The sequence below is a fragment of the Silvimonas sp. JCM 19000 genome (genome assembly GCF_054652575.1).
The window spans coordinates 1-23,284 of the sequence record NZ_BAAIHC010000041.1 but is presented as its reverse complement, the minus strand read 5'-3'; the positions used below and the strand labels follow the sequence as shown (position 1 = coordinate 23,284).

Annotated in this window: 17 protein-coding genes, 1 tRNA gene and 2 pseudogenes; 11 read left to right on the top strand and 9 right to left on the bottom strand. The window is 52.9% G+C overall.

The features are described from left to right. The first annotated feature begins 472 nt into the window (after nt 1-472). Entirely contained in the window at nt 473-970 is a 498-nt protein-coding gene (locus ACYQ1A_RS21060; protein WP_499365706.1) for an arsenate reductase ArsC, read from the top strand. Nucleotides 971-1,026: 56 nt separating this feature from the next. On the opposite strand, the gene ACYQ1A_RS21055 is transcribed toward ACYQ1A_RS21060, so the two are convergent. The 9 genes from ACYQ1A_RS21055 to ACYQ1A_RS21015 form a co-directional block, all read right to left on the bottom strand. Continuing rightward, a complete protein-coding gene (locus tag ACYQ1A_RS21055; RefSeq protein ID WP_499365705.1) occupies nt 1,027-2,628 on the bottom strand; it encodes an HNH endonuclease in 1,602 nt (533 codons plus the stop codon). Between the two features lie 708 nt (nt 2,629-3,336). Further along, a tRNA-Lys gene (locus ACYQ1A_RS21050) sits at nt 3,337-3,412 on the bottom strand. Between the two features lie 101 nt (nt 3,413-3,513). Continuing rightward, complete coding sequence (locus ACYQ1A_RS21045; RefSeq protein ID WP_499365704.1) at nt 3,514-3,957, bottom strand: ProQ/FINO family protein; 444 nt, start codon at nt 3,955-3,957, stop codon at nt 3,514-3,516. Between the two features lie 126 nt (nt 3,958-4,083). Then, nucleotides 4,084-4,416 carry a hypothetical protein gene (locus ACYQ1A_RS21040; protein WP_499365703.1) on the bottom strand — a complete coding sequence of 111 codons (333 nt, stop codon included), beginning with the start codon at nt 4,414-4,416 and terminating at the stop codon, nt 4,084-4,086. 791 nt (nt 4,417-5,207) lie between these two features. Next, on the bottom strand, nt 5,208-6,464 hold the full coding sequence (locus ACYQ1A_RS21035; protein WP_499365702.1) for a dienelactone hydrolase family protein: 1,257 nt from the start codon (nt 6,462-6,464) through the stop codon (nt 5,208-5,210). A 14-nt stretch (nt 6,465-6,478) separates the two neighbouring features. Further along, nucleotides 6,479-6,679, bottom strand: a complete 201-nt coding sequence (locus ACYQ1A_RS21030) for a hypothetical protein (protein ID WP_499365701.1) — start codon at nt 6,677-6,679, stop codon at nt 6,479-6,481. Between the two features lie 90 nt (nt 6,680-6,769). Continuing rightward, complete coding sequence (locus ACYQ1A_RS21025) at nt 6,770-7,306, bottom strand: hypothetical protein (RefSeq protein ID WP_499365700.1); 537 nt, start codon at nt 7,304-7,306, stop codon at nt 6,770-6,772. A gap of 71 nt (nt 7,307-7,377) precedes the next feature. Continuing rightward, nucleotides 7,378-8,205, bottom strand: coding sequence for a GYF domain-containing protein (locus tag ACYQ1A_RS21020; protein WP_499365699.1), 828 nt, complete (start codon nt 8,203-8,205; stop codon nt 7,378-7,380). A 239-nt stretch (nt 8,206-8,444) separates the two neighbouring features. Next, nucleotides 8,445-9,296: a hypothetical protein gene (locus tag ACYQ1A_RS21015; RefSeq protein ID WP_499365698.1), complete on the bottom strand. Its 852-nt coding sequence runs from the start codon at nt 9,294-9,296 to the stop codon at nt 8,445-8,447. A gap of 154 nt (nt 9,297-9,450) precedes the next feature. On the opposite strand from ACYQ1A_RS21015, the gene ACYQ1A_RS21010 reads away from it, so the two are divergent. From ACYQ1A_RS21010 to ACYQ1A_RS20965, 10 genes and pseudogenes are all read left to right on the top strand, one after another. After that, nucleotides 9,451-9,810, top strand: a complete 360-nt coding sequence (locus ACYQ1A_RS21010) for a helix-turn-helix domain-containing protein (RefSeq protein WP_499365697.1) — start codon at nt 9,451-9,453, stop codon at nt 9,808-9,810. Between the two features lie 60 nt (nt 9,811-9,870). After that, on the top strand, nt 9,871-10,701 hold the full coding sequence (locus tag ACYQ1A_RS21005) for a LabA-like NYN domain-containing protein (RefSeq protein WP_499365696.1): 831 nt from the start codon (nt 9,871-9,873) through the stop codon (nt 10,699-10,701). Between the two features lie 146 nt (nt 10,702-10,847). Next, nucleotides 10,848-11,213 carry a nuclear transport factor 2 family protein gene (locus ACYQ1A_RS21000; protein WP_062221877.1) on the top strand — a complete coding sequence of 122 codons (366 nt, stop codon included), beginning with the start codon at nt 10,848-10,850 and terminating at the stop codon, nt 11,211-11,213. A gap of 201 nt (nt 11,214-11,414) precedes the next feature. Beyond that, a pseudogene (istA, locus tag ACYQ1A_RS20995) lies at nt 11,415-12,125 on the top strand (IS21 family transposase); the annotation flags it as partial. Continuing rightward, nucleotides 12,121-12,486, top strand: a pseudogene (locus ACYQ1A_RS20990) (AAA family ATPase); the annotation flags it as partial. The pseudogenes istA and ACYQ1A_RS20990, both read left to right, overlap by 5 nt. Before the next feature lie 24 nt (nt 12,487-12,510). Next, the gene (locus tag ACYQ1A_RS20985; RefSeq protein ID WP_499365695.1) at nt 12,511-17,940 is read left to right on the top strand and encodes a DEAD/DEAH box helicase; all 5,430 of its coding nucleotides are present in this window, start codon (nt 12,511-12,513) and stop codon (nt 17,938-17,940) included. After that, nucleotides 17,927-18,847, top strand: a complete 921-nt coding sequence (locus tag ACYQ1A_RS20980; protein ID WP_499365694.1) for a lipase family alpha/beta hydrolase — start codon at nt 17,927-17,929, stop codon at nt 18,845-18,847. Before ACYQ1A_RS20985 ends, ACYQ1A_RS20980 begins: the two co-directional genes overlap by 14 nt. Before the next feature lie 31 nt (nt 18,848-18,878). Continuing rightward, the gene (locus ACYQ1A_RS20975) at nt 18,879-20,828 is read left to right on the top strand and encodes an ATP-binding protein (RefSeq protein WP_499365693.1); all 1,950 of its coding nucleotides are present in this window, start codon (nt 18,879-18,881) and stop codon (nt 20,826-20,828) included. Further along, a complete protein-coding gene (locus tag ACYQ1A_RS20970) occupies nt 20,825-21,574 on the top strand; it encodes a hypothetical protein (protein ID WP_062221883.1) in 750 nt (249 codons plus the stop codon). Before ACYQ1A_RS20975 ends, ACYQ1A_RS20970 begins: the two co-directional genes overlap by 4 nt. Nucleotides 21,575-21,648: 74 nt before the next feature. Then, nucleotides 21,649-23,214: a hypothetical protein gene (locus ACYQ1A_RS20965; protein WP_499365692.1), complete on the top strand. Its 1,566-nt coding sequence runs from the start codon at nt 21,649-21,651 to the stop codon at nt 23,212-23,214. Nucleotides 23,215-23,284 lie beyond the last annotated feature (70 nt).

Here is a 23,284-nt window from a genome sequence, read left to right as displayed (position 1 = left end):
TCTAACGAGACGCGCTGTCTTCGTTTCCGCTGTTTTTGCTGTGTTGCGCAGCGGGGAGGTCGAAATATACGTATATTGCCGAAACGCGTCAAACACTTTGCACTCTATTTTCAGAGCAAACCACACAAGCGATTGAAGCATAAAAGAATTTTTATTCAGCAAAGTTTGCCGGCACATGCATGTCGCCATTTCGCATAAGAAAAATTGCGCCCGATCCGCCTGAACATGCCGGTCAACTTGCTATCTATATAGCGGCCATCGAACCAGAAAGGCGTGAGAGGATGCTCGCCGTGGCAAACAGCTATATATATGTACCGCTTCAGAACCTGCTGCAGCAGCAATCATCCAACCGGGATTCGATAAGCATTCTGCAATGCAGGCACTGTATGGTTCTGCTCGCATCGCCGCCCGCGGTTGCGTGGGACTGCGACATTGGCGGGCGAACTCGCCAGAACACCACCGGATCAATTCGATGAATCACCATATCTTCAACGTACTGTTTCTTTGCACCGCCAATTCAGCGCGCAGCATCATGTCGGAAGGCTTGCTTAACGTACTCGGCGAAGGGCGCTTTAAAGCATTTAGCGCAGGCAGCCATCCCAGCGGTAGAGTCAATCCGTTCGCGATCGAACTGCTTCAGGAAATCGGCTACGACACCACTGCGCTGCGCTCCAGGTCATGGGCCGAGTTTGATGACGCTACGGCACCGCACATGGATATCGTGATTACCGTATGCGACAACGCCCGGGGAGAGGTCTGCCCAATCTGGCCAGGACACCCGATCACGGCGCATTGGGGGTTTGAAGATCCCCACGGCGCGACCGACGACGAGAAGCGGGAGTCGTTTCGCAAAGTGTTTTTCCAGATCAAGCAGCGCATCGAACTATTGGTGAATCTGCCGGACGACAAGCTTGAACACCTGGCGCTGCAGCAAGCCGTGCAAGCAATCGGGGCAACCCGCGTCGTTTGATCCGATCATCCAACGTCACCTGACTAGCCCTGCACAGCATGCCCCGAGCCGGATGTTCATCGCGGTGCAATCTCCTGCAATTTGATCAAGAACTCATTTTCCAGAATCGCCGCGCGTTGTCCGTAGTGGGCCTCCCGGTGATGGCTGGGACATAACGCGATCACATTGTTCACGGTATCGGGGCCAAGTGCCGACAGCGCAATAACGTGATGCGCTTCTAGATAAGGCGATCCATCCGCCATCTTGAAACCGGCACTCCCGCAATATTCGCAAACCCCCTTGGCTCGACGAATCACGAAGTCACGCACCTCCGGATCGCGCCGGTATCCCGTGCCTCCGTGAGAAGCCCGCCTTTCAGGCGCGAAATTGCCAGGAGGTGGGCTGCCGAGATCGTCAATAGCACTCTCGAACACGGCCAGTGGCCCGAGGCGCCCACCTGCAACATCAATAGCCGGGACCGTGCCCAATACCTTGGCAATAACATTTGCCCCGTCATTCTCGAGGCCGAGAACCAATAGCTGATCTTCGTCGAAGTACCCGCGTTCCCGTGTAGCTGCACCAAGGATTCGAGCTTCGCTCCGGATACCGTATGCCTTGTGACCGGCAGACATTACAGCTTGAATCACTTGCTTCAACTCCCGGGCACCTGCGCGCGTATCGTCGGAACGTCGCGCATCATCCCATAGAGGATAACGGTCCCCGTGCAAGCGGTCGGCCCATATCGTAAAAACCGCAATGCCCCGCACCGGATCGTAACCGCACCATCTGTTTGCCCGGTTTTTCAGCGGCGTGCCCAAGGATTCGCAGAAGCCGGAAAAGGACAAAGTATTTTTTCGGGGCGAAGGTCGTTTGGACTTCGGGTCTCCGCGCAATTTGCTATCGTCGAGAGGGTTTGTGCGCTGTATGACTTCAAACCCATTAGATTTCAGTACCTGGAAACACCGCGTGTCTTCACCCCCGCCGAAATCAACGGGGCGCAGGGCGTAACCAAGAATGGCCTTTGCGGCAAGGCCAACCACGGCTTTGGGTGGGTAGCGTTTGTTTGCATGAAAAACGTCAAAATCAGTAGAAGGACCAAACATGTGCGGCTCGAAAAGATCGATTGCCGTCATGGCATCCAGAATATGTTGCCGAGTGATTCCCTCAGGAATATTTGTAAAGGCGGGCGCTTTATCAAAAGCACGTGGCTGATGCGGGAATCCGCCGAAAACGATTTGTTCCCAGCCCTCAGCCGTTCTGTCAGCCACCAACAAAATACGTTTGGTGTTATTGCCCCCGACATGCTTTGTCTGCGCCGCCTTCTTTTTACCCATGGCATTGCCAAGACCCCGACGCAAAACATCCATATCCAGGTGAGATAAGTTGAAGCTGACTTGCCCATCTACCTGCAGGAGACGTTCCTCTGGCGCCCAGAGTTTTCGTGCATCACTCGATGCCAGATAAACCCTGAGCTGGGTATCAGGTTGACGCTGCAAGCGATCGAGAATGAGCTTCAGCGCGATTGCATATTCACTGTTCCGACCTTGTCTTTCGCCCTGCAGTCCACCGCTTCGCGAATGAATAACCAGCCCATTGAGACCGTCTTCATCGATGACATATTCCACACTCGCATTGAGCGCTTTGCCATCATCTCGAATAACCTGAAATGCACCCGCCACCGCGCTTCCCCCTCTCCAATCAAGTACTGCTACCGCCGCTGCTCGAGCAACTACGCATTCCTCTACTAGCAAGAGTGCGCGTTTCGAATTACAGATCGGTAAGCTTGAGAGCAGGAATATGCCCTGGAAACAGAGGGATTTGCCACAACGCCTCGATACGCTGTGGCTTTGCGGCGGAAGGGCCGTGTCGACACCTACTGCTCCCGTCCGTGCAATGGCAGCCAAGAAGAGGCATGCAGATGGCGTTTCAGCTTGTTGACTTTTCGCTGAGCGAGTCCCGTTTTTGCATGCGCGCCCGCGCGGCCCTGCAAAGGCATGGAGGCTCTAGCCGTATTGGTACGCGGGCTGCGCCCGCCCGTTCTCTCTCTGAGTAAAGCGGTTCGACGCATGAGGGCGCTTTGCAATCGAGGTCTTCAATTGGCAGCTTGTCTGTTATCGACCAATGAAGAGCGCCGATCTCGGGCTCAGGCGCCGCGCCGAACGAAAGGATCGATTGTGGGGGCATCAAAGGTACGCGCAGCAGCTTGTGCGCTTTGCGCCGAACATGTGAGCGCCGAACCATGACCTCTTTCAGAAAACGCCTTGGACAAGATCGGTAAACCGTTTGATCTGGATTTTCTGGTTGAGTAGTTTGCCTGGGACAGTGAGTCTCAACGGCAGAAATGACGAAGGGCCACAAGCAAACACTTGTGGCCCTTCGAATATCTTTGGTGGGTCGTGCGGGATTCGAACCTGCGACAAACGGATTAAAAGTCCGCTGCTCTACCAACTGAGCTAACGACCCAAAGAGCCAGCGATTATGCCGAAGGCTTTTTAGGCCGTCAACCACTCACGCAAACTTTTTTGAAGCTTTTTTACATTTCTACGATTTTGCTGCTATGACGCTCAGGCCTGATCGGCGGTGCCGTCTGCAGCGGAGGCGGATTCTACGTCAGCTTTGGCCGGAGCGGAAGCCCCTTTTGCGGCGGCGGCGGTTGCCTTGGCTTTTTCTTGTGCGGCATCGACCAACGCTTGTGCGTGGGTCTTGGCACCTTCGTCCACTTCGCCTTCGGGTTTGCCGTTCAGGTTAAAGCGACGGCCGCCTTTGGCGAGCTGTTTTTGATAGGAGATACGCGCACAGTGATTGCTGAGCGCTCGGCTGATCACCGTCGCATCAAAGTGCGGCAGCGCGGCAGCCAGCACGTCGCCAGTGCCGATCGCCAGCGGCCGGTTCTCCCGCAGGACGGCATAGCGGCGATACATTTCCTCGGTGACCAGCTGCAGTTGTTTACGTTTGCTCTGGCCGCCGATGGCGCTTTGCAGCGCTTGGGCAAGGTTGGAAGTCGACATGGAGGCGATATGTATCTAATTCAAAAGAAAACAGGATAAAGCCGCTGTATGCGTACGGCAAACGAATCGCTGTAAGGCGTGGCGTAGACAGCAATACCGTATCTTGCACATTGACGGCACCAGCGCTTAGTGCGCCACGGAGTAACCGCGCTTGCCTGCTGCGGCGCGCAGGCGTGGCAAAAACTCGGCCAGGGCTTCGGCGTCCTCGGCGGCGGGCCACGGCTCGTCCAGTACATCGGTGGCCAAGGCATTGCACAGGTCTTCGGACGTGGCCGGATCATCCAGGCCCCATTCGATGATGTTTTCGCGCACGTGCTCCCAATCGACCAGCAGATCAGTCAGCTGCTCGCTGGTCAGGACCAGGCCGGACTGTTCTTGCAGAAACTGGATCGCGCCGGCGATTTCACCCTCAGAGAGCGCATTGTTGTCTTGTTGATCGTCGGAATCGTATGAGGTCATGGCAGGGCTCCGCAGGCGGGCTGAAATGGAAAAGGGCTACGTAGCAGCGTAGCCCTCAGCGGGACTTTTGGTGAGCCAGCGAAGCGGAAAAAGCACGACCTGCGGATCAACGTCAAAAGGCAGGCGCACTGTAACAAAACGCCTCTTTGGCGACAAGCCGGGCTGACCGTGGTTTTAATGCCAGCGGCCGGGTTTGATCGGGGCGCTTGCGCATCGCGCCAAAGGGGTCGATGCAAGCCGGAACGCTGAAATGCAAAAAGCCAATTGCATAAGCAATCGGGCTTTTCAAATTCGCTGGTGGGCCGTGAGTGGCTCGAACACTCGACCTACGGATTAAGAGTTTTCCGGGCCGATTTTGCTGGAAGCCGCACGGTAGCTGAGTTTGAGCCTTCAATAGCTTGCCCAGACACCAATTCACACCAAAAAATCAATGAATTCAATTGCTAGCAACACATCCCAATCACTCACAGCAAGCAGCCTTCATCCGCGACAAGCAGTTCCAGTTGTTGCCAGAAACGGCCATTTATTGTCAGTTGTTTACCCGTAGTGCGTTGAAAGTGCGTTTTGCCTATAAACCGCAAACCCAAGTCAGTCATCGGGTTTGACCCTATCTAGCTTACCGAACAGGCAGTTGTCCGGTTGCGTTTTTACCTTTTCGAAAGACCAAGCCCCATCCAGGCCGCACTTTTCTTAGCGCGGTCTAGTGTGCCACTAGGGGGCAGTTTGCCCCCGCGCATCATGGACATCGTTCGAACCGCTAAGGGAGATATTTGTAGTATCTGTGGCCGATATTATTGCATCGGCCAGACCACATTATCATTAACCCGATAGAGCCGACAGGTTCCTGGCTTGCCCAGTTGGGCGCACGCATTGAGCGCATAGAAGCTTGCTTCGCCGTAATCACTCGCCCAACCGCAGTGTCCATCTTCGCTGATCGCAAACGCCTTGGGATTTGGTGCGCGATCAAAAAAATTACCATAGGAATCCCGACACTTGTTTGACACGAGGGGAACGGCTGCCACGTCATGGGGGCCAGCAAATCCACTGGCTGAAGGTACCGGAAGGCCACCATATAGATCCGGATGGACGATTTCTACCGGTAAACCATGGCTGGCTAAAAAGGGTTTGGCCTTGGGCCACCAGATGGTGTCGAACCCAGTCTGCGTGCCAAACATGCCATGTGCATCAACACCGAAAGCGCCATAGTCAATTAGTTCAGCTTTGCCGCCCGCTTCTGTGTAACGACGATAAAGTTGCTGTACCAAGCTGGGCTCGAACAAACGATCATTACTGCCATAAAACCACATACTTTCGATTTTGGCGTCCGAACCGTAAGTGGAAAATGCACTTTTGAGCGCTGACTCCCAGTGACAATCATCTGCTCCACCGCCATGTAGACCACCGGCAAAATTGAGTATGGCTTTTACACCGGGGACATTGTCCTCAGCCAATGCAAGTGATGCCAGCCCCCCGTGCGACTGCCCCACGACCAGAATCCGGCTTGCATCCGCCCATGATTGTTGACGAAGCCAGCCGATCACACCCTCGATGTCCTTCGCACCCGCTCTTCCATTAGCCGAGTAGCTACAACCAGTATCGATTAGGACACCTTCAGACTTGCTGAACCCCCTTCGCATCGGCAGAACAACGGCATAACCTCTTTTCAGGAATTCCTGTGCTATCGCGGGGTAGCGGGTACGCACCTGGAAGGCGGGAGAACCCGAATCCAGACCATGATTGATGACTACCAAGGGAAACGGACCCGCGCCATCTGGCCGAAAAACGGTCGTTTCCAAATTGACATGACCAATTGGGAGCGGCATCGGAACCATTACCACTTGTTCGTGCAGATCTGTCCTCAACGGTGGCTCTTGTAAGTCAGCGAAAGCACTTTTTGCAATTAACAGAAGAACTAGGGCTCCTATTGCATTGAAACCCGTGCGTACCGTTCCGAATAGAAGTGGGTTACTCATAAATTTTGCTGCTCTTGTATAAATGAAAACAATGGGATTGAGAGGATTACCTGATGCTATGAAGGAACTGATCACCTTTGATTACATACTCAGGTCGGGATTGCTGCCAACGTATAAGATTGCTGAGGTCCAGCGATAACTTGCCCATGAGCTAGTTCAATCACCCGATCGGCCGAGGCAATGGTTTCCGGACGATGCGCAATCAACAAAACCGGTAGCCGCAATGTACGGATAATTTGGCTAATTTTTCCTTCATTGCCAGTATCCAAATGGCTAGTGGCTTCGTCCAAATAGCAGTGGTCTCGGGCGTCTGTACAATGCTCATGCCAATAGCAAGCGTTGCTTCTGACCGAAATGGCTGGCTGACGGTCCTTCGCGGCTCAGTTTTTTGGCAAAATGGCGACACGATGGGTTCTGAACCATGTTTCACTGCCGAAATGCGCGTGCCGGGTAAGAAGTGCTTCGAAGTCTCCGAAATACTCCACAACGTCATCTTCCATGACAAGGATGAGCCCGCGACGCAGCTCATGAAAGGACAAATTTGCCACCGCCAGATTGGCCATGAATTTCCTTCCATAATCACTGGTAGACGCGGGCGAAATCAAACCATATCCCCGGTCAAGACTCAGCATGCAAACCAGTTGGCGGAACCAAGGGCTTAAAAACCCGACTTGCCGAAATGCCGTCTCGCAGACCTGGACATCCAGTTCGTGCAGCGCATGGTCCAGGAACGTATGCGCAGCGGCCATGGTCGCCGTGAGGATATATTCGTGGCTCCCGGCGTGTTTCACCTCCACTTTGCAGCCGGAAGCGATATGCCCGGTGGGACAGAAAAAAGTCGGCTCTACGGTTTTGGGCAAACCCGCGAGCATCCGCTCGACGGCAGGCTGAAATTCGTTACAGGTTATTTTTCGCATTCCCTCCCTCTCCTTCGCCAGACCTCCGCGGCGATTACGCGCCTGATGCGCACATCTTCGCGCTCCTCGTTTTACCACCAGCCGTTTTCGTTCAGGATCTGCTTTTTGTAGAAATCCTGATTCGCGCGAATGGCAAAGATCATGTTGGGAATAATGCTCGCCGCTGTTCCATTGAGCCCTATCGCCTCAAAGACCGCCAGCAGCACGAGGTTGGTGACAATGGCGATCAAACCCAGTAGCAGCCCCTTTTTCCACATGCCTTTGGCAAAGTAGTAAAACATGCCAAAGACGAGCGCCCACATGTTGAATGAGGCGATTCTCCGCTCTCGCGCCTTGAGGCATCTGGAAAGCGGCAAACCTGGCCCGCCCGCTCGATCAATAATCCCGAAAATGCGTTGCCATTTTCCGGATAACGCCGGATCGCTTGCCGGAGCCGCCTTGCGGGTAATGTCTTCTGCCGGGTTGGCCGGAAGATCCGGAGGAACGGCCGGCAGGGGTGGCGGGCCGGATTTCGCAGGCACTGGCACCAGCCCTTTGATGTCGCCTGCCTTGAACCAGGACGGAAGACCTTCTTTCCACACCAGATCGCTGGCAGATAATCCGCCGCGCGCTGCAAGTGCCTTTAATTCGCCGGGTGCCAGCGGCCCATGTTTCTGCCCTGCTTTTGCGTACCACCAGGTTTTTGGAGTGTCAGACATTTTCATCCCTCTGTGAACAAGTAGTGTTTCCGGATTGCTTGACGTCGTATCTGGCGCGCACGCAAAGACATGCTTGATCGCAAGCAAAAAGGCCGGGAAACAAGGAAGCAACAGGAATTTCGTAGTGGCGGAAAACATGCCATCGACGGCGTACAATTCACGGTTCACCGCGCTGAGATGCGTATGCCGTGGAACGTTCATACGAGCGCGACTGCTTACATGTGCAGGCGTTTGGAGAATAATTTCGGGGCCCTGAAACGCATTGCGACAGGTCCGGAATAAGAGATCGAACTGCCTCCGCCGTGTGCTTGTCGCTGGCGGGACCGTCCGGGGCGGACGGCATATCCCACGTAGATATCTTACCATATTCTTACTATTTCGTCAAGCAAAAAGCGGACTTTGGAGGAAATTCGTAAGCAGAAACCCACATCGTTTGCTCGCTATCTGCTCAACAGATAGTTACCTTTGGCCAGCAGATCTGCCCCTTCGACAGCCACGTTGGCGCCGAAGAGGCTGTTCAACAGATTTCCCAGCGCGAGATTGGTCACGAACTGGCCGTAAGTGCCGCCGCTCGGCGTGACATTGGGAACTGGCTCGAAGACCTCCAGCAACCGGGGTACTTTGAGTGCTTCAGCAATGGCAAACATCAACGACTGGTTACCGATGTACAGTTTGCTGGTCGCGATCGCATACGCTGCATCCAGCGCATGCCGGGTGTTGATATGAGTTACCGGTAGATCACCGTAGCGCGCGCAGAACGTGCGGTATTCCTCCGGCAGTCCCACAAACCCCATGGTGCGGCCGAGCTGTGCCAGCAGGCCGTAATCAATCGCATCATTGTTGTAGCGTGCTGACCGGCCAATGACGACGTCGTAGCTCATGAAGACGTAAGGCCGCTCAGGCAAGGTGAGCCACGCAGACTCCTTGCCATAAAAGGTGCCGAACAGCTTCAGGTAGTAATCAATGATGTTTCCGGCCGCCGTGTTGATCGAGCCCATTCGCACCGCATCGAAATCAAGCGCGTCCTGCGGAATCTTGCTTTCTTTCAGGTAATGAATCGACTCGATCATGGGTTGCGCGTCCAGCAGCGGCCGCAAGTAATCAAACATATCTTCATTCACCATCACGTCTCCGCCCGGATGCTTGAGTCCCTCGTGATGATGTGCAGGTTTGTCGCGCGTGATGTAAAGGCGAATGGTCGTGGCTTTCAATGCACGCTGGATACCGAGCATTGCGGGCATGGCGTAGATGACATCGCCCAATTGGCCAGAGTGTTTGATTTTGACCAGCATTTTGTTCTGTCCCGAACGCGTGGCCTTCCACAAAAAGCCACTGAAAAATTTTCGAATAGCTCTAATTTGTTGAGTTCGACAATTCAGTACCTTACTTAACACTGCGAGAAAAGGCAACCATAGCCGTTGAAATCGACATTTTGAGTCTATATCGATGGCATCTGAAACCTTGGGAAAAGCGCTTGGACGAAATATCGCCCAAGCGCGGCAACGGAAAGGCTTGACGCAAGCCCAGTTGGCTGAACGATTGGAAGTAAATACCGAAACTATTTCCCGATTTGAACGGGGATTTACGTTGCCGTCACTTGAAACGTTGGACCGCTTGGCTACCACGCTACAAGTGCGGATGGGCGGTTTGCTTGACGGAGTCTCTGGATCAGTGGAGGAGATGTCAGAAAAAATCCGGAACTCGCTAAAACCATTGGCTGAAAAAGATCGACATTTAGTAACTGATCTGATTTCCACTTTGGCGGCCCGCCTAGCAGAGACGAACGAGACTCGACCCAGCCGCTAAATAGCTAGCGCTCGCTATAAAGCAGGGGATTATTTGTAGCGAATGAATACAGGAAAAAGAATGCGCAAAATCGGGGTCTATGTCGATGCATCCAACATTGCCATGAATGGTGGCTATGGCATGCGCTATGACGCACTACGAGAATTTGCGTGTCGCGCGGGCGGAGAAGCCCAGCGCCTGAATGCCTACATCGCTTTTGATGACGAGCGCGCGGGGCGAGACAGGGACTACGCCAACAGGACGTACGCGTATCATTCCGTGCTGCGCAGCCATGGCTATCGATTGTCGGTGAAAAAGACGAAGCGTTATACCGACGAAGAGGGAATCGTCCACTTAAAGGCGAACACTGATCTGGACATGGCCGTTGATGTGCTGACCGAGTCCGACAAGCTGGATACGGTCTTATTGGTGACTGGCGACGGGGACTTCGCGCGCGTCGTGACCGCATTGCAAAGCAAAGGCTGCCGGGTAGAGGTTCTGGCCTTCGACAATATTTCGCGAGAACTTCGCGAGCAAGCAGACACGTTCATCAATGGATATAGCTTGCCAGGCCTCCTGCCCACTCGTCTGGCCGAACCAGGGGCAGGCAGGCACGCTGTCGCTTGGGGAGCATTGGGTTCTCGAGTCCGCGGCTACTGTACCCGTTACGACACCCAAAATGGATATGGCTTCATCAGTTACTATGCAGAAATGCCGGACAGCTTGATCCTGAGCACCTCTCCAGTTGCGATTGCATATATGCGTAAAAGTGATTTGGTCGACACTGGGCTTGCCGGTCGCCTTCCCTCCTGGAATATTTGCCTGGAATTCGATCTGGCGGAGCCGGGGCGGTCTGCCAATGGTGAGGCTAACCGCTATCCTGAAGCGCGGCGCGTCGAAGCTGTGAGTTAGCGCGACGGGCAGCTAGCGAGAAGCCAATGCCGGTTATTTGCTGTTGGCACGGGCTGAATACTGACCAGATTTCCAGGGTGATTGGCGTTCGAATTTGACAGGGTGTTCAAGCCACCGGCTGAGAAGCGGCGCTATGAAAAGCAGAAATGATCGAACCGAAAACTCTCATTGCATACGAACAAGAACTGCATCGGGCCGATATCCGCAAATCGCAGCGAGTGGCAGAGCTATTGGCCGATGACTTTGTTGAGTACGGTCGGTCCGGTGCAATTTATCGCAAAGCGGATACTTTGGCGGCGTTGCAACACGAGGTCGGCTTTGAAATTCAGGCCAGCGATTTCAGCGTGGTTCAGATCAGCGCAGATGTGATGCAGGTTTTGTATCGTACTGAGAATTCACAAGAGACGGCCGGCAAGCCCCTGTTCGCACTCCGAAGCTCATTGTGGCGCCTGCGCGACGGCCTTTGGCAGATGGTGTTTCATCAGGCGACGCCGTGCGCTCGCCCGGTCTGATCAGGAGCCTTTTCGTTTTGCTGCAAGCAATCGTCTGCCCGCCACGCCCGCGGGCTGTTAATTTGCACTGAACATTGACCCATCTTTTGCATCGAATTCTGACCCACCTCATGGCCCTGTCACCAGCACAATCAGAATGACCCAGGTGCAGCAATCCGGATTTGACCCGCCACGGTAGGATGGGCCCTTTGCGGAGGGCCAATGCTAACGACAGAGGTCATCGTGGAAATTCGTATCCTCGCCCGTCAGGGCAAAAGTATCCGGGAGATTGCACGTGCCACGCAGCTCTCCCGCAATACCGTACGCAAATACCTGCGTACTCACGGCCAGCCCGCCAGGACGCCGCCAGCAGGTCGCCCCCACAAGCTCGATCCCTTCAAGGATTACCTGCGACAGCGGGTAGCAGCAGCCCATCCAGACTGGCTGCCTGCAACTGCACTTCTGCTGGAGTTGCGTGAGCAGGGCTATCGCGGCGGTTTGTCGCGGGTGCGCCATTTCCTGCGTAGCCTGCGTGTGCCGGCCGCGCCTGAACCGCTAGTGCGTTTCGAAACGCCGGCGGGCCAACAGATGCAGGTGGACTGGGTGACGTTCCGGCGAGGACCGACGCCACTCTCTGCCTTCGTGGCAACCCTGGGGTTCAGTCGTGCCAGTTATGTCGAATTCGTCAGCGACGAGAAGCTGCCCACGTTGCTGGCCTGCCATGAACATGCCTTCGAGTACTTTGGCGGCGTGCCGCGCGAGGTGCTCTACGACAACATGAAGACCGTGGTCACCGGCCGCGATGCGTATGGTCCGGGTCTGCACCGTTTCCAGCCGGCCTTCATGGATCTGGCCAGTCACTATGGTTTCGTGCCCCGGTTGTGCCGGCCCTACCGGGCAAAGACCAAAGGCAAGGTGGAGCGCTTCAATGGCTAGTCCAGAAGGTGAGTTGGCCCTTGGTCAAGCAGTGATCTATCTGGCAGTGGCTGCGAAGAGCAATGCGGGATACAACGCCTACAACCAAGCTCGTGCTTTTGTGAAGCAGGACAAGAGCCGGGAGGTGCCTGTTCATCTTCGCAATGCCCCAACAAAGCTCATGAAGGAACTAGGTTATGGGCATGAATACCGTTATGCTCATGATGAACCTAATGCCTATGCGGCTGGTGAGACTTACCTACCCGAAGGCATAGAAGAGCCTGGTTGGTATCAACCAGTGCCAAGAGGGTTGGAGATCAAGATTGGTGAGAAGCTTGCCCTGCTGAAGAAGTGGGATGAAGAAGCTGGCAATAAATAAACAAAATTTTAGAAAAGAAGATCAATGAGCAGTCTCCATAAATTACTGGAAGAGCTTCGGGCGGGATCGAAATCCGAGCGAGAGAAGGGAACATACTTTGAGAGCCTTGTGAAGATTTATCTTCGCAACGAGCCAAAGTATCAGGATCTCTATTCGGACGTTTGGCTGTGGGAGGCATGGCGTGCCAAGTGGATCGCAGATGGTCATCAAGATCCTGGTGTAGATACGGGCATTGACTTGGTAGCCAAGACCACTCTTGGCGAGTATCACGCTATCCAAGCTAAATTCTGGGACGCTGACCGTACCTTATATAAGCATGATGTGGATTCCTTCTTCACGGCTTCTGGAAAGAAGCCGTTCGCACATCGGGTCATCGTCTTTTCTACAGACAAGTTGAGCTACAACCTTAAGGATGCGCTTGTTGATCAGACGCCTCCGGTTGCCACTGTCAATCTAAGTGATCTCGAAACGAGCATGATTGACTGGAGTCAGACCCTTAAAAGGCCTGACTCAAAGCCAATTCTTCGGAAGGCAAAAGAGCTTCGCCACTATCAACAGACCGCAATCAACAATGTAGTGTCGGGGCTGGCGGAAGCTGACCGTGGCAAGCTCATCATGGCTTGTGGCACGGGAAAGACCTTCACGTCACTGCGCTTAGCCGAAAAAATGTCTGGTGCGAATGGGAAGCGGGGAAGAATCCTCTTCCTTGTGCCCTCGCTCAACCTGCTTTCCCAGACTTTGACGGAATGGACTCAAGAGGCTTCTCTCCCCTTGCATTGCTATGCCGTCTGCTCAGACAGTGAAGTTGGTAAGAAAAGAAACACCAAGGAAGATGATTTTGAGCTGCTTGCTCATGAATTGCAGTATCCAGCGACTACTAACGCAAAGCAACTAGCCAAGGCGTTTACGGCTCGTGAAGATGATGAACACATGAGTGTCATCTTCTCCACTTATCACTCTATTGAGACAATCTCTGAGTCACAAAAGCTCTATGGCCTGCCCGAATTTGACTTGATCATTTGCGATGAGGCTCACCGCACGACAGGGGCAACCTACGAAGGTGAAGAGGACTCCAACTTCGTGAAGATTCACGATGCCGGCTTCATCGAGGGGAAGAAGCGGGTCTACATGACTGCTACCCCTAAAGTCTATGGAGTCCAAGCGAAAGCAAAGGCTGAGAACGAGAGCATCGAACTCTACTCAATGGACCGCCCTGAATTCTATGGCGAGACATTGCACACGATTACCTTTTCTGAGGCTGTTCATAACCTTCAAGTTCTTTGTGATTACAAGGTTATTGTTCTGACCGTCAGCGAAGACCATATCAGCAAGAGCCTTCAAAAGCTTCTCGCCGATGAGGACAACAGTCTTCGTGTTGACGATGCTGCGAAGATCGTTGGTTGCTGGCGGGCCTTGTCCAAAATGGACTCCCGCGACGATCTGAACTTTGATCCTGAGCCGATGCGCAGGGCGGTTGCTTTCGCACAAGTCATTGAGCTGAGCCAAGGTGCAAGAACCCATAAGGTCAGCTCCAAACATATCGCTGATATGTTTCAGCGGGTCGTGAATGCCTATCGTCAGGACCTGATAGACGAGAATCCTGACAACCCCGAAGCAATCAGCGAACTTGTGTGTGAAGCTCTCCACGTTGATGGAGGAATGGGGGCTGCGGAGAAAAACAACAGGCTCCAGTGGCTCAAAGACGAAACCCCTCCTGATACCTGCCGCATCCTTTCAAACGTCCGTTGTCTGTCAGAAGGTGTGGACGTTCCAGCACTGGATGCAGTGCTGTTCTTGACTCCAAGAAACTCTCAGGTTGATGTCGTCCAGTCCGTTGGACGTGTCATGCGCAAGAGCGGAAACAAGAAGCTTGGCTATGTGATTTTGCCAGTGGTCATTCCAGCCAATGTCACTCCAGAAGAAGCACTGAACGACAACAAGACCTATAAGGTGGTATGGGAAGTCTTGCAGGCTCTTCGCTCTCATGATGATCGCTTTGATGCGATGATCAACAAGCTTGAACTGACGGGGCAAGACAGAAGCAAAATGGAAGTAATCGCTGTCACCAACAGCGTTGCTCCAAAGACCAAGACCAAGAAAGAGAACCAGAAGCTAGGAAAGAATACAGACAACCTCGGAAAGCCCACCGGTAAGAAAGAGGTTGGGACTGGGGAGGATGCCCAACTCAAGCTGACGATGGAGTTCAGTGAGATTGAGCGTGCAATTCTTGCGAAGGTCGTCAAGAAGGTTGGTAATCGCCTCTACTGGGACGATTGGGCCAAGGACATTGCCAAGATCGCTCAGACCCACATTAGCCGAATCACGGCGATTCTTGGAACTGAAAGTAACACATCCGAAATCAAGGCGTTTAACAAGTTCTTGAAGGAACTGCGAGCTGATCTCAATGATGGGATTACTCGTGCTGAAGCCATTGAAATGCTGGCCCAGCACATCATCACGAAGCCAGTTTTTGATGCTCTCTTTGAGGGCTATAGCTTCACGAGCAACAACCCCGTATCCAAGGCCATGCAAGGGGTCCTGGATGTCCTGAACGAGCACAACCTTGACAAAGAATCCGAGACGCTGACCAAGTTCTACGAAAGCGTCCGAATGAGGGCTTCGGGAATCACTGAAGTCAAGGCCAAGCAGAAAATTATTGTTGACCTCTACGACAAGTTTTTCAAGAACGCCTTCCCGAAGTTGGTTGAGCGGCTTGGCATTGTCTATACACCCGTTGAGGTCGTTGATTTCATCATCAAGAGTATCAATGAGGTTCTGCACCAACAGTTCGGCCAAACTCTTGGTGACAAGAATGTTCACATCATTGATCCCTTTACTGGCACCGGAACATTCATTGCCCGTCTGCTTCAGAGTGGTCTAATCACGAAAGAGCAACTGGCGTACAAGTATCAGCACGAAATTCATGCCAATGAAATTGTGCTACTGGCCTACTATATTGCTGCAATCAACATCGAGCAGATCTACCATGATCTGATGGGCGGGGAGTATGTGCCCTTCGGTGGTATCTGCCTGACAGACACCTTTGCTCTGTATGAGAAAGACGACCTAGCCACGCCAGCGCTGACCGACAACAGTTCTCGTCGGCGTAAGCAGAAGAAGCTGGATATTAGGGTCATTTTTGGCAATCCTCCCTACTCCGAAGGGCAGGCCAGTGCAAACGATGAAGGGCCCAGTAGCAGCTATCCGCACTCCAACAGCCGAATCAAGGCTACCTATGCAGAGTTGTCGGAGCGCCCCAATGTGCGCAACCTGTACAACAGCTATGTGCGTGCCTTCAGGTGGGCCTCTGACCGCATTGGCGACAGTGGCGTGATCGGTTTCGTGTCTGCGTCGGGGTTCATTGAGAAGTCTGCGATGGACGGCATGAGAAAGACTCTGCTCAATGAGTTCAACTCAATTCACGTCCTGAACCTGCGGGGTGACATTCGCAAGAACATGCTCAGTAAAGGCCGAGCAAGGGAAGGTCAGAATATTTTTGACGCAGGAAGTATGAATGGGATCTCCATCACGATCCTAGTCAAGAATCCGAGAGCTAAGGGCCCGTCAGAAGTTTTCTACCATGACATTGGCGACGACCTGACGACTCGGCAAAAGCTTGACAAGATTTCCGAACTGGGAAGTGTTTTTGGTATCAATGAATTGGAGTCTGGCTGGACGAAGATCACACCTGACGAACACGGTGACTGGATCAATCAGCGAGACAACAGCCTTGTTGAAAACATCCTCATGGGTGACAAGAGGGGCGACAATCCAAAGCTCTTTGATTTGTTTAGCCAAGGTGTGACCACGGCCAGGGATTCTTGGTGCTACTCGTCTTCCAAGACATCTCTTACTGCCAATGTGAGCAGAATGATTTCTGTCTATAACGGCGAAGTGATGAGATTTGCCAAAGCGTTTGGAACCAAGAGCAAAAAGGACCGTGAAGATGGTCTTGATGGGTTCATTGATAAAGACGCGACCAAGATTAGCTGGACCAGAGCACTCAAGAAGGATGTCCTGAAAGAGAAGATTCAGGAGTTTGACGGCAAGAGCATCGTCACAGCCTTGTATCGCCCATTCACTAAGCAGTGGCTTTACTTCAATCGTAGGCTGAATGAATATGTCTATAAGATGCCGGCTCTCTTCCCTGACGCCAAGAGTGAAAACCGAGTCATTTGCATAAGTGGTGTTGGAGCCAGAAGCGGCTTCTCCACGTTGATGGCAGATCGGGTTCCAGACTTCCATATGCTGGACACTGGTCAGTGCTTCCCACTTTATATCTATGAAGAGGATTCTGAGGACGCTGAATCAGCGGAGAATCAGGGGGCTCTATTTGCTGCCACCAGTGCAGCACCGAAGAGAAGATATGCTCTCAATGATGAGGGATTGGTTCACTTTCAAGAGGCTTATCCCGGCGAGAAAGTTACGAAGGAAGACGTTTTCTACTATGTCTATGGGTTGCTGCATTCGCCTTCCTATCGCACGCTGTACGAGGACAATCTTTCAAAAGAATTGCCTCGCATTCCAAGGGCGGCGACGTTTGAGGATTTTCAGAAATTCAGCGCGGCAGGTAGAGCACTTGCTGATCTGCATCTGAACTACGAGAGCGTGAAGCCATACCCGTTGAGCATTGAAGGGGTCAAGAGCCTTGCTGGGCTAACGGCTGCTGAATTGCATGTCCCTTCCAAAATGAAATATGGGAAAGGGAAGAATGGCGAGAAGCACGACAGGACTCGGATCACATACAACAACAAGATCACGGTTTCTGGTGTTCCGTTGGAGGCCTATGAGTATGTGGTGAATGGCCGTCCTGCGATTGAGTGGGTGATGGAGAAGCAGGCTGTATCCGAGCACAAGGAAAGCCAAATTACTAACGATCCAGGCTCATGGGCAAATGAGACTATGGGTGATCCTGCCTATTCGCTTAAGCTCTTGCAGCGGATAGTGACGGTCAGTATTGAAACGATGAAAATCGTTAAGGGCTTGCCGTCTCTGCACGAGGATGAGGATTCATTTGTCAACGGCCATGCATATGAGGTCTCAAGATCGCTGAAGCCTCTGTCGATCTCGGAAGCCGAAATCTTCTATGAAAAACTGCCGAAGTGGGTTTCATCGCAAAAGGTAACAAATCCTTCGGCCCTCAGCATTAAGGTAAGGATCGGATCGGACGATAAGTCCATAGAAGAGTTCGCCAAGGCTACTCCTTCTGCTATTTTGCTAGATGAGAGTGCATATTTAAAGAGAATCAATGGCGCAACAGCCTATTCTGCCATTGGAGTCTTCCCTAGTGGTTCAATCCGCACAATTGGCGAGTTGAAGGACGGGAAGATTGATCTATTTGGCTACTGGGCCTTGTTTGACCCAGAAGAGGAAATGGCTGAAGAAAGCCTTGATGCCGAACTCGCTCTGACTCTGAGCTTCGTTGTCGTGGAGGTAAAAAATGGCCTCCACTAATCTCGGACACAACCCGGAGGAATCAGGAGCACGCCTTCTGCGACTCGTAAAGAAGGAGATTGCCAATCCGCCTTCACCCGCCATTTTTGAGAACGCTAAGGTCGGCCACTTTGAGGCCGACCATGTAGCCATCTTCATTCATGGCTTCACTGCAAACTCTGCGTATCTTGGCACGATGATGCAAGAGTTCGTAGACAACGGGATTGTTGCTCTCGCATTCAACTACCCGTCGTATGACGGGATTGATCGTGCTGCTGCTGAATTGGCTGACGCATTGGAAGCGTTGGACAAGATGGCGGGCGGCTCCATTTCAGAGACCAGGAAGGTCGTTCTCGTGTGCCATAGCATGGGCGGCTTGGTCGCCCGTGCGTTTGTCAGCTTCAACGGCGGCAATCGGTTTGTCAGGAAGGTGGTGACGCTTGGGACGCCGCACGATGCGACGCTCACGAACAGTCAGCTTGTCCGCTGCTTCGTCACATGGGGTGAGTATTACACCGGCTTGAACAATGGTGGCTACTCGTCTTCTTGCCGCTCGGCCCTTCAGCTGACCATGCAAGACGGGGCGAATCCGTTTCTTCAGCAGCTTCTTCAGGCTAAACCAGTCGCTCCAGACGTTCAGTTCTTGAGCATGTCGGGCGGCAAGAACATGCTGAAGTTCGGTGAGAACTTCATCCGCAACAAGTTGATCAATGCCTTCCTCCAGTGGAAACTTGGGCCGGGTGCGAATGATGGTCTCGTAAGTGAGAGCAGCAGCGACTTTTCAAACCCGAAGTTCCGCTCGTGCTCTCCGACTTGTCTACCGCACTTTGGGGCCGAGAAGTATGTGCGCTATGCCGAGACGAACCATTCGTTCTTGATCAGCACTCAGAGGCTGACACTCGAAGCCATTAGCTTTGCAAAGGTCTGAATCGCAGAAAGCATTTAAAAGGGGGAGGCAGATGGAGCAAAGAACACTTCTCTACGATGAACGGTTCCTTGAGAGCTACGCCGGGGCCATCATCACTGACCCGGCTACCGCCATAGTGGAGTTGGTTGCCAACTGCTGGGACGCCTACGGCACCGAAGTGAATATCACGTGGCCTGATACCCAGCTTGAGAGACAGTTCAAGATTACTGACAACGGGCACGGTATGACCCGTGACGAGTTCCAGTACATTTGGCGCACCATTGCCTACAACCGTCTTTCGTCTGGTGGCGCCACCACGGTCCCGCCTGACGACGTTCAAGGCATCCCCCGCCTTGTGTTCGGAAAGAACGGCAAGGGCCGCTTTGCCAGCTTCTGCTTTGCCTCTGAATACCTGATCACCTCCCGAAAAAACGGGCAGGAGTTCGTGTGTCGTGTTCACCGAACGGCTACCGATCCGCTGGTGCTTGAAGAGATTTCCTTCAAAGACAAGGGCGTGAAGGGACACGGGACGGAGATTGTTGGGAACGGCACGATCCCACGCCTCATGTTCACCCCTGAAAAGGCGCGTGAGCTAATTGGTAGCCGGTTCCTTGCCAACCCTGCCTTCAAGGTGAAGCTGAACGGCAGCGAGATCACCTTCAACGACATCCCCGACTTGCTCTCAAAGAGTGAGGTGGATGTTGAGGGCTACGGCAAGGCAATCATCCTTCACATTGACACCAAGAAGGCCGACAAGACCACGAAGCAGCATGGCTTGGCCTGGTGGGTCCAGAGCCGAGCCGTGGGACAGTGCAAGTGGAGCCGCAGCGATTACGAACGAATCCTTGATGGTCGAACTTCAGAGGCCAAGCGGTTCACCTTCATTGTCCAGGCCGACTACCTGAATGCTCACGATGCTGTGCAAGGCGACTGGAGCGGGTTCAAGGAAGAAAACGAGGCTTGGAACAAGACCCGTGAGGCTGTTCAAGACCGCGTTCGTCAGATCATTTTTGACGCCAGCAAGGCCGAGAGAGACACCCGCCGCAGTGCCGTGATTGAGAAGATCGGCACGACGATGAACACCTTGTCGCCGGTGAGCAAGGACCGGGTTGAGAGCTTCGTCAATGAGGTGGTTGATACCTGTCCGAATTTCGGTGAAAACGAGATCGTGCAGTTGTCCAGCATCCTTGCCAAGCTGGAGCAGTCCAAGTCTCGCTATGGGCTGCTTGACCTTCTGCACAAGTGCGAGCCGAACGATTACGACACCCTTCACGACATCCTGAAGGAGTGGACCATTGGTATGGCAAAGCTGGTGCTGGACGAGATCCAGAACCGCTTGAAGCTCATTGGCGAACTACGGAGCAAACTCAAACAAGTCGGTGTGGATGAAGTCCACGAGTTGCAACCGCTGTTTGAGCGGGGGCTGTGGATGTTCGGCGCCCAGTTTGAATCCATTGAATTCACGTCCAACAAAGGCATGACCAATGTGATCAAGACCATCTTCAAGGACGAAGATGGAAAAGGCACGCGGAACCGTCCAGACTTCGTGGCTCTGCCTGACAGTAGCGTTGGCTTCTATGCTCGTGCCTCTTATGACGAGAACCACGACGAAGACGGGGTTGAGCACTTGGTCATCATCGATCTGAAGACGACGGGCCTTGCCCTTGGCAGCAAGGAAAAGGATCAGGTCTGGAAGTACGTGAAGGAGCTGCGCGAGAAGGGCTACCTGAAGAAGTACACCCGTGTGGACGGCTTCGTGCTGGGCGACAAGATTGAGTATGGTGAAAACGAGCCCACCACACATGGTGAAGAGGTCAAGATTTCTCCGCTGCTTTACGACACGATTTTGATCAGGGCCGAGAAGCGGCTATTGAGCCTTCACAGCAAGGTGAAGGATGCTCCGTTCCTGTTGGAGCAGCAAGAGGCACTGAAGAAGTTCTTGGAGCCGGTGGAAGTCGTGCAGCAGGAATTCGCTGAGGTTGCAGTTGCGGGAGTTAAATGAACACTTCCGTGAACTGGATCGCTGCCTACAACTACCTGTTTGCGGCCCTCAACAGCGAGAACAAGGCTCTGTATGTCGGTGGTTCCACGTTCTGCCGCATGGTGCAGCAGGTTGATCCTGGTGCGCCAAGCTATCAGCAGTTGATTGCCCTGCGGCGGCAGCAGGGTAAGTCCAACTCACGCAAAGACTTCTACTGGGACCTGATTCAAGGGCTACCAGAAGAGCAGCGATTCCGCGTGTACCGGGTGTTCGTTGACCACATTGAGCCTCACGATAAGGCAGCAGCAGACAACGTGCGGAACATCGTCTTCGGTGGCGGCCGGGCGGTGCCCACGACCGTAGTCCCTGTGGATCTTTGGAACTCCGCGAAGCTGAACAACAGCCTCAAGGACATTGACCACGCCATCGATGCTCACCACTACAACCGTGCAACCACGTTGAGCTATACGTGCCTTGAAGGGCTCTACAAGGCATATATTCGCAAACATGTTCCTGAGCAAGCGGCTCTGACGGACCTCATGCCCTTGTGCAAGGTGGTGAAGGACGACATCAGCAAGAAGCTTCAGGCACAAGGTCCGTTTCCTGTTGAGATCGTCAATGCCATGCCCACGCTGACCAACGCGATCGCGAACTCGCGCAATGGATTCAGCGAGTCCCACTTTGGTGACGACTCCCAGAGGTGGCTTGCTCTCTTCGCTCGTGATCTGACCAACTCCATCGGTCGTCTCATGCTCAACTTCATGTGAGGTTGTGCGGCTGGTGTATTGCTCGCCACGCACGTTGATAAAGACAAAAAAAGAACAACAAGGACTTTCTATAGATGGCTTATAACGAATCCACCACCTTTGGGGAAATTCTCGGTCTGAGTGGCAAGGTCCTAGCCGAGAACGATGTGTTCAAGTTGGGCAAGCGGAAGCTTGCGAAGATTTTTCTCTGTGAGCTTCTTGAACTCAACGTGAGTTCCACCGAAGCTGAGCTTGAGGCAGCTTACAAGGCATGCTCCCCACGAGAAAAAATTCCTGCTGATTCAGCGGAGTTTTGGAGCTTCGTGGAGAAAGAGTATCTGCACCTTGAGGGTGAGCCAAAAGAGAAATTTTCCGAGATCTGCTTCCGTGTGAATGAGGATCTTGTTGCACTTGCAAAGAACCTTTCTTTCATCAGGAAAGAGCTAGTTAGCCTAGAGGAAAAAAAGAAGAACGATGGGCGACTGACTGCGGATGAGCGGTACTACAGGAACCAACTGGAATACTTTGAGAACAAGAATCTTGTGGCTAAGGATGAGATCGTTGATTTCATGACAAACAAGATCAGGCCATATGCAATCTCCAAAGCCTCCGTGAAAAGTCCTGTCTTTGCATTCTCTACTTCTTTGTTTGGGGATAGTCCGTATGCTTTTGGTCGGAGGTTCCATTGGGCACCAGCCGATCCTTACGACGTTCGTTCGCTGGACTCGTATTCCAATAAATTCATGGATCTGCCAGTGTCCGGCTACCGGGAAATGGTGAAGGAATGCAAGAGTTCACCAGCGAAGTTCAAGGAATATGCGCTTGCTTATATCAACGGAGTTCCTGGTGAGCTTCCAAGCGTTCGGGAAAAGCTTCTGGATCTAGTGGGGAAATCTCACATCCTGTCCAGCCGAAAACAGATCATTGAGACAATGCTTCGGCACTTCGAAGCAAAGGACTACATTTCCTTGGTCAGCATGGCCCCGTTGCAGATTGAGGGGATTTTTGCCGATATTTGTAGAGAAATTGGTGTCTCCGAAAGCCAGCTAGACATCTCGTCATTGAACGACAAGCTTCAACACATTGATGGCAAGATGCGGAGCTTTTTCTTTTTTGAATACTATTCCTTCAAGTTCCCGGTGCTGAGGAATTTGGTCGCTCATGGTGGTCTGGTCGATGGCGACTTGGAAGACACCGCTATTCATCTCATGCTGGATCTGCTTCCTGTGTGTGAACTCGCGGTTTCAGAGGACTTGCCCATCATGCATGCGCTGGATGTCCTCAAGGAAGCCAGCAATGGGAAGCCTAAAAAGCTCGTGGAATGGCTGGATCTTCGCAAGTCCGTGGTCATTCCTGATTTCTATGCTGCTCAAGATTCGATCACAAAAGCAGAAGTCCATTACGCCTCGCAACCGTTCTGGGCCTATCTTGAAGGCGAGTTGAAGAAAGTCAAAGATGTGACTCATATCAAGTCTAGCGAGCCAGTGAAGGTAGCCGGTAAGGTCAGAAGTGCGGGTCTTGCCAATGAGCTGGCAGAGAAGTTCCTAAAGTCTTCTCAAAGGGTTGGTACTGAGGCCATAACGAAGAGAAATGAGCAAGTAGAAAAGCTGACCAGCCTCCTTAAGCCGAAGGTCGATGCTCATGAATCGGAAGAAAGTTAGTCTCAGACGCATTACTATCAATACAAAAAGCACCCGGTGAGGTGCTTTTTTGCTCATTCTTGGATGAGGG

Coding starts and splice junctions, on each gene's coding strand:
- ACYQ1A_RS21060 (WP_499365706.1), top strand. CDS start 473: ATGAATCACCATATCTTCAACGTACTGTTTCTTTGCACCGCCAATTCA.
- ACYQ1A_RS21045 (WP_499365704.1), bottom strand. CDS start 3,957: ATGTCGACTTCCAACCTTGCCCAAGCGCTGCAAAGCGCCATCGGCGGC.
- ACYQ1A_RS21040 (WP_499365703.1), bottom strand. CDS start 4,416: ATGACCTCATACGATTCCGACGATCAACAAGACAACAATGCGCTCTCT.
- ACYQ1A_RS21025 (WP_499365700.1), bottom strand. CDS start 7,306: ATGCGAAAAATAACCTGTAACGAATTTCAGCCTGCCGTCGAGCGGATG.
- ACYQ1A_RS21020 (WP_499365699.1), bottom strand. CDS start 8,205: ATGAACGTTCCACGGCATACGCATCTCAGCGCGGTGAACCGTGAATTG.
- ACYQ1A_RS21015 (WP_499365698.1), bottom strand. CDS start 9,296: ATGCTGGTCAAAATCAAACACTCTGGCCAATTGGGCGATGTCATCTAC.
- ACYQ1A_RS21010 (WP_499365697.1), top strand. CDS start 9,451: ATGGCATCTGAAACCTTGGGAAAAGCGCTTGGACGAAATATCGCCCAA.
- ACYQ1A_RS21005 (WP_499365696.1), top strand. CDS start 9,871: ATGCGCAAAATCGGGGTCTATGTCGATGCATCCAACATTGCCATGAAT.
- ACYQ1A_RS21000 (WP_062221877.1), top strand. CDS start 10,848: ATGATCGAACCGAAAACTCTCATTGCATACGAACAAGAACTGCATCGG.
- ACYQ1A_RS20985 (WP_499365695.1), top strand. CDS start 12,511: ATGAGCAGTCTCCATAAATTACTGGAAGAGCTTCGGGCGGGATCGAAA.
- ACYQ1A_RS20980 (WP_499365694.1), top strand. CDS start 17,927: ATGGCCTCCACTAATCTCGGACACAACCCGGAGGAATCAGGAGCACGC.
- ACYQ1A_RS20975 (WP_499365693.1), top strand. CDS start 18,879: ATGGAGCAAAGAACACTTCTCTACGATGAACGGTTCCTTGAGAGCTAC.
- ACYQ1A_RS20970 (WP_062221883.1), top strand. CDS start 20,825: ATGAACACTTCCGTGAACTGGATCGCTGCCTACAACTACCTGTTTGCG.
- ACYQ1A_RS20965 (WP_499365692.1), top strand. CDS start 21,649: ATGGCTTATAACGAATCCACCACCTTTGGGGAAATTCTCGGTCTGAGT.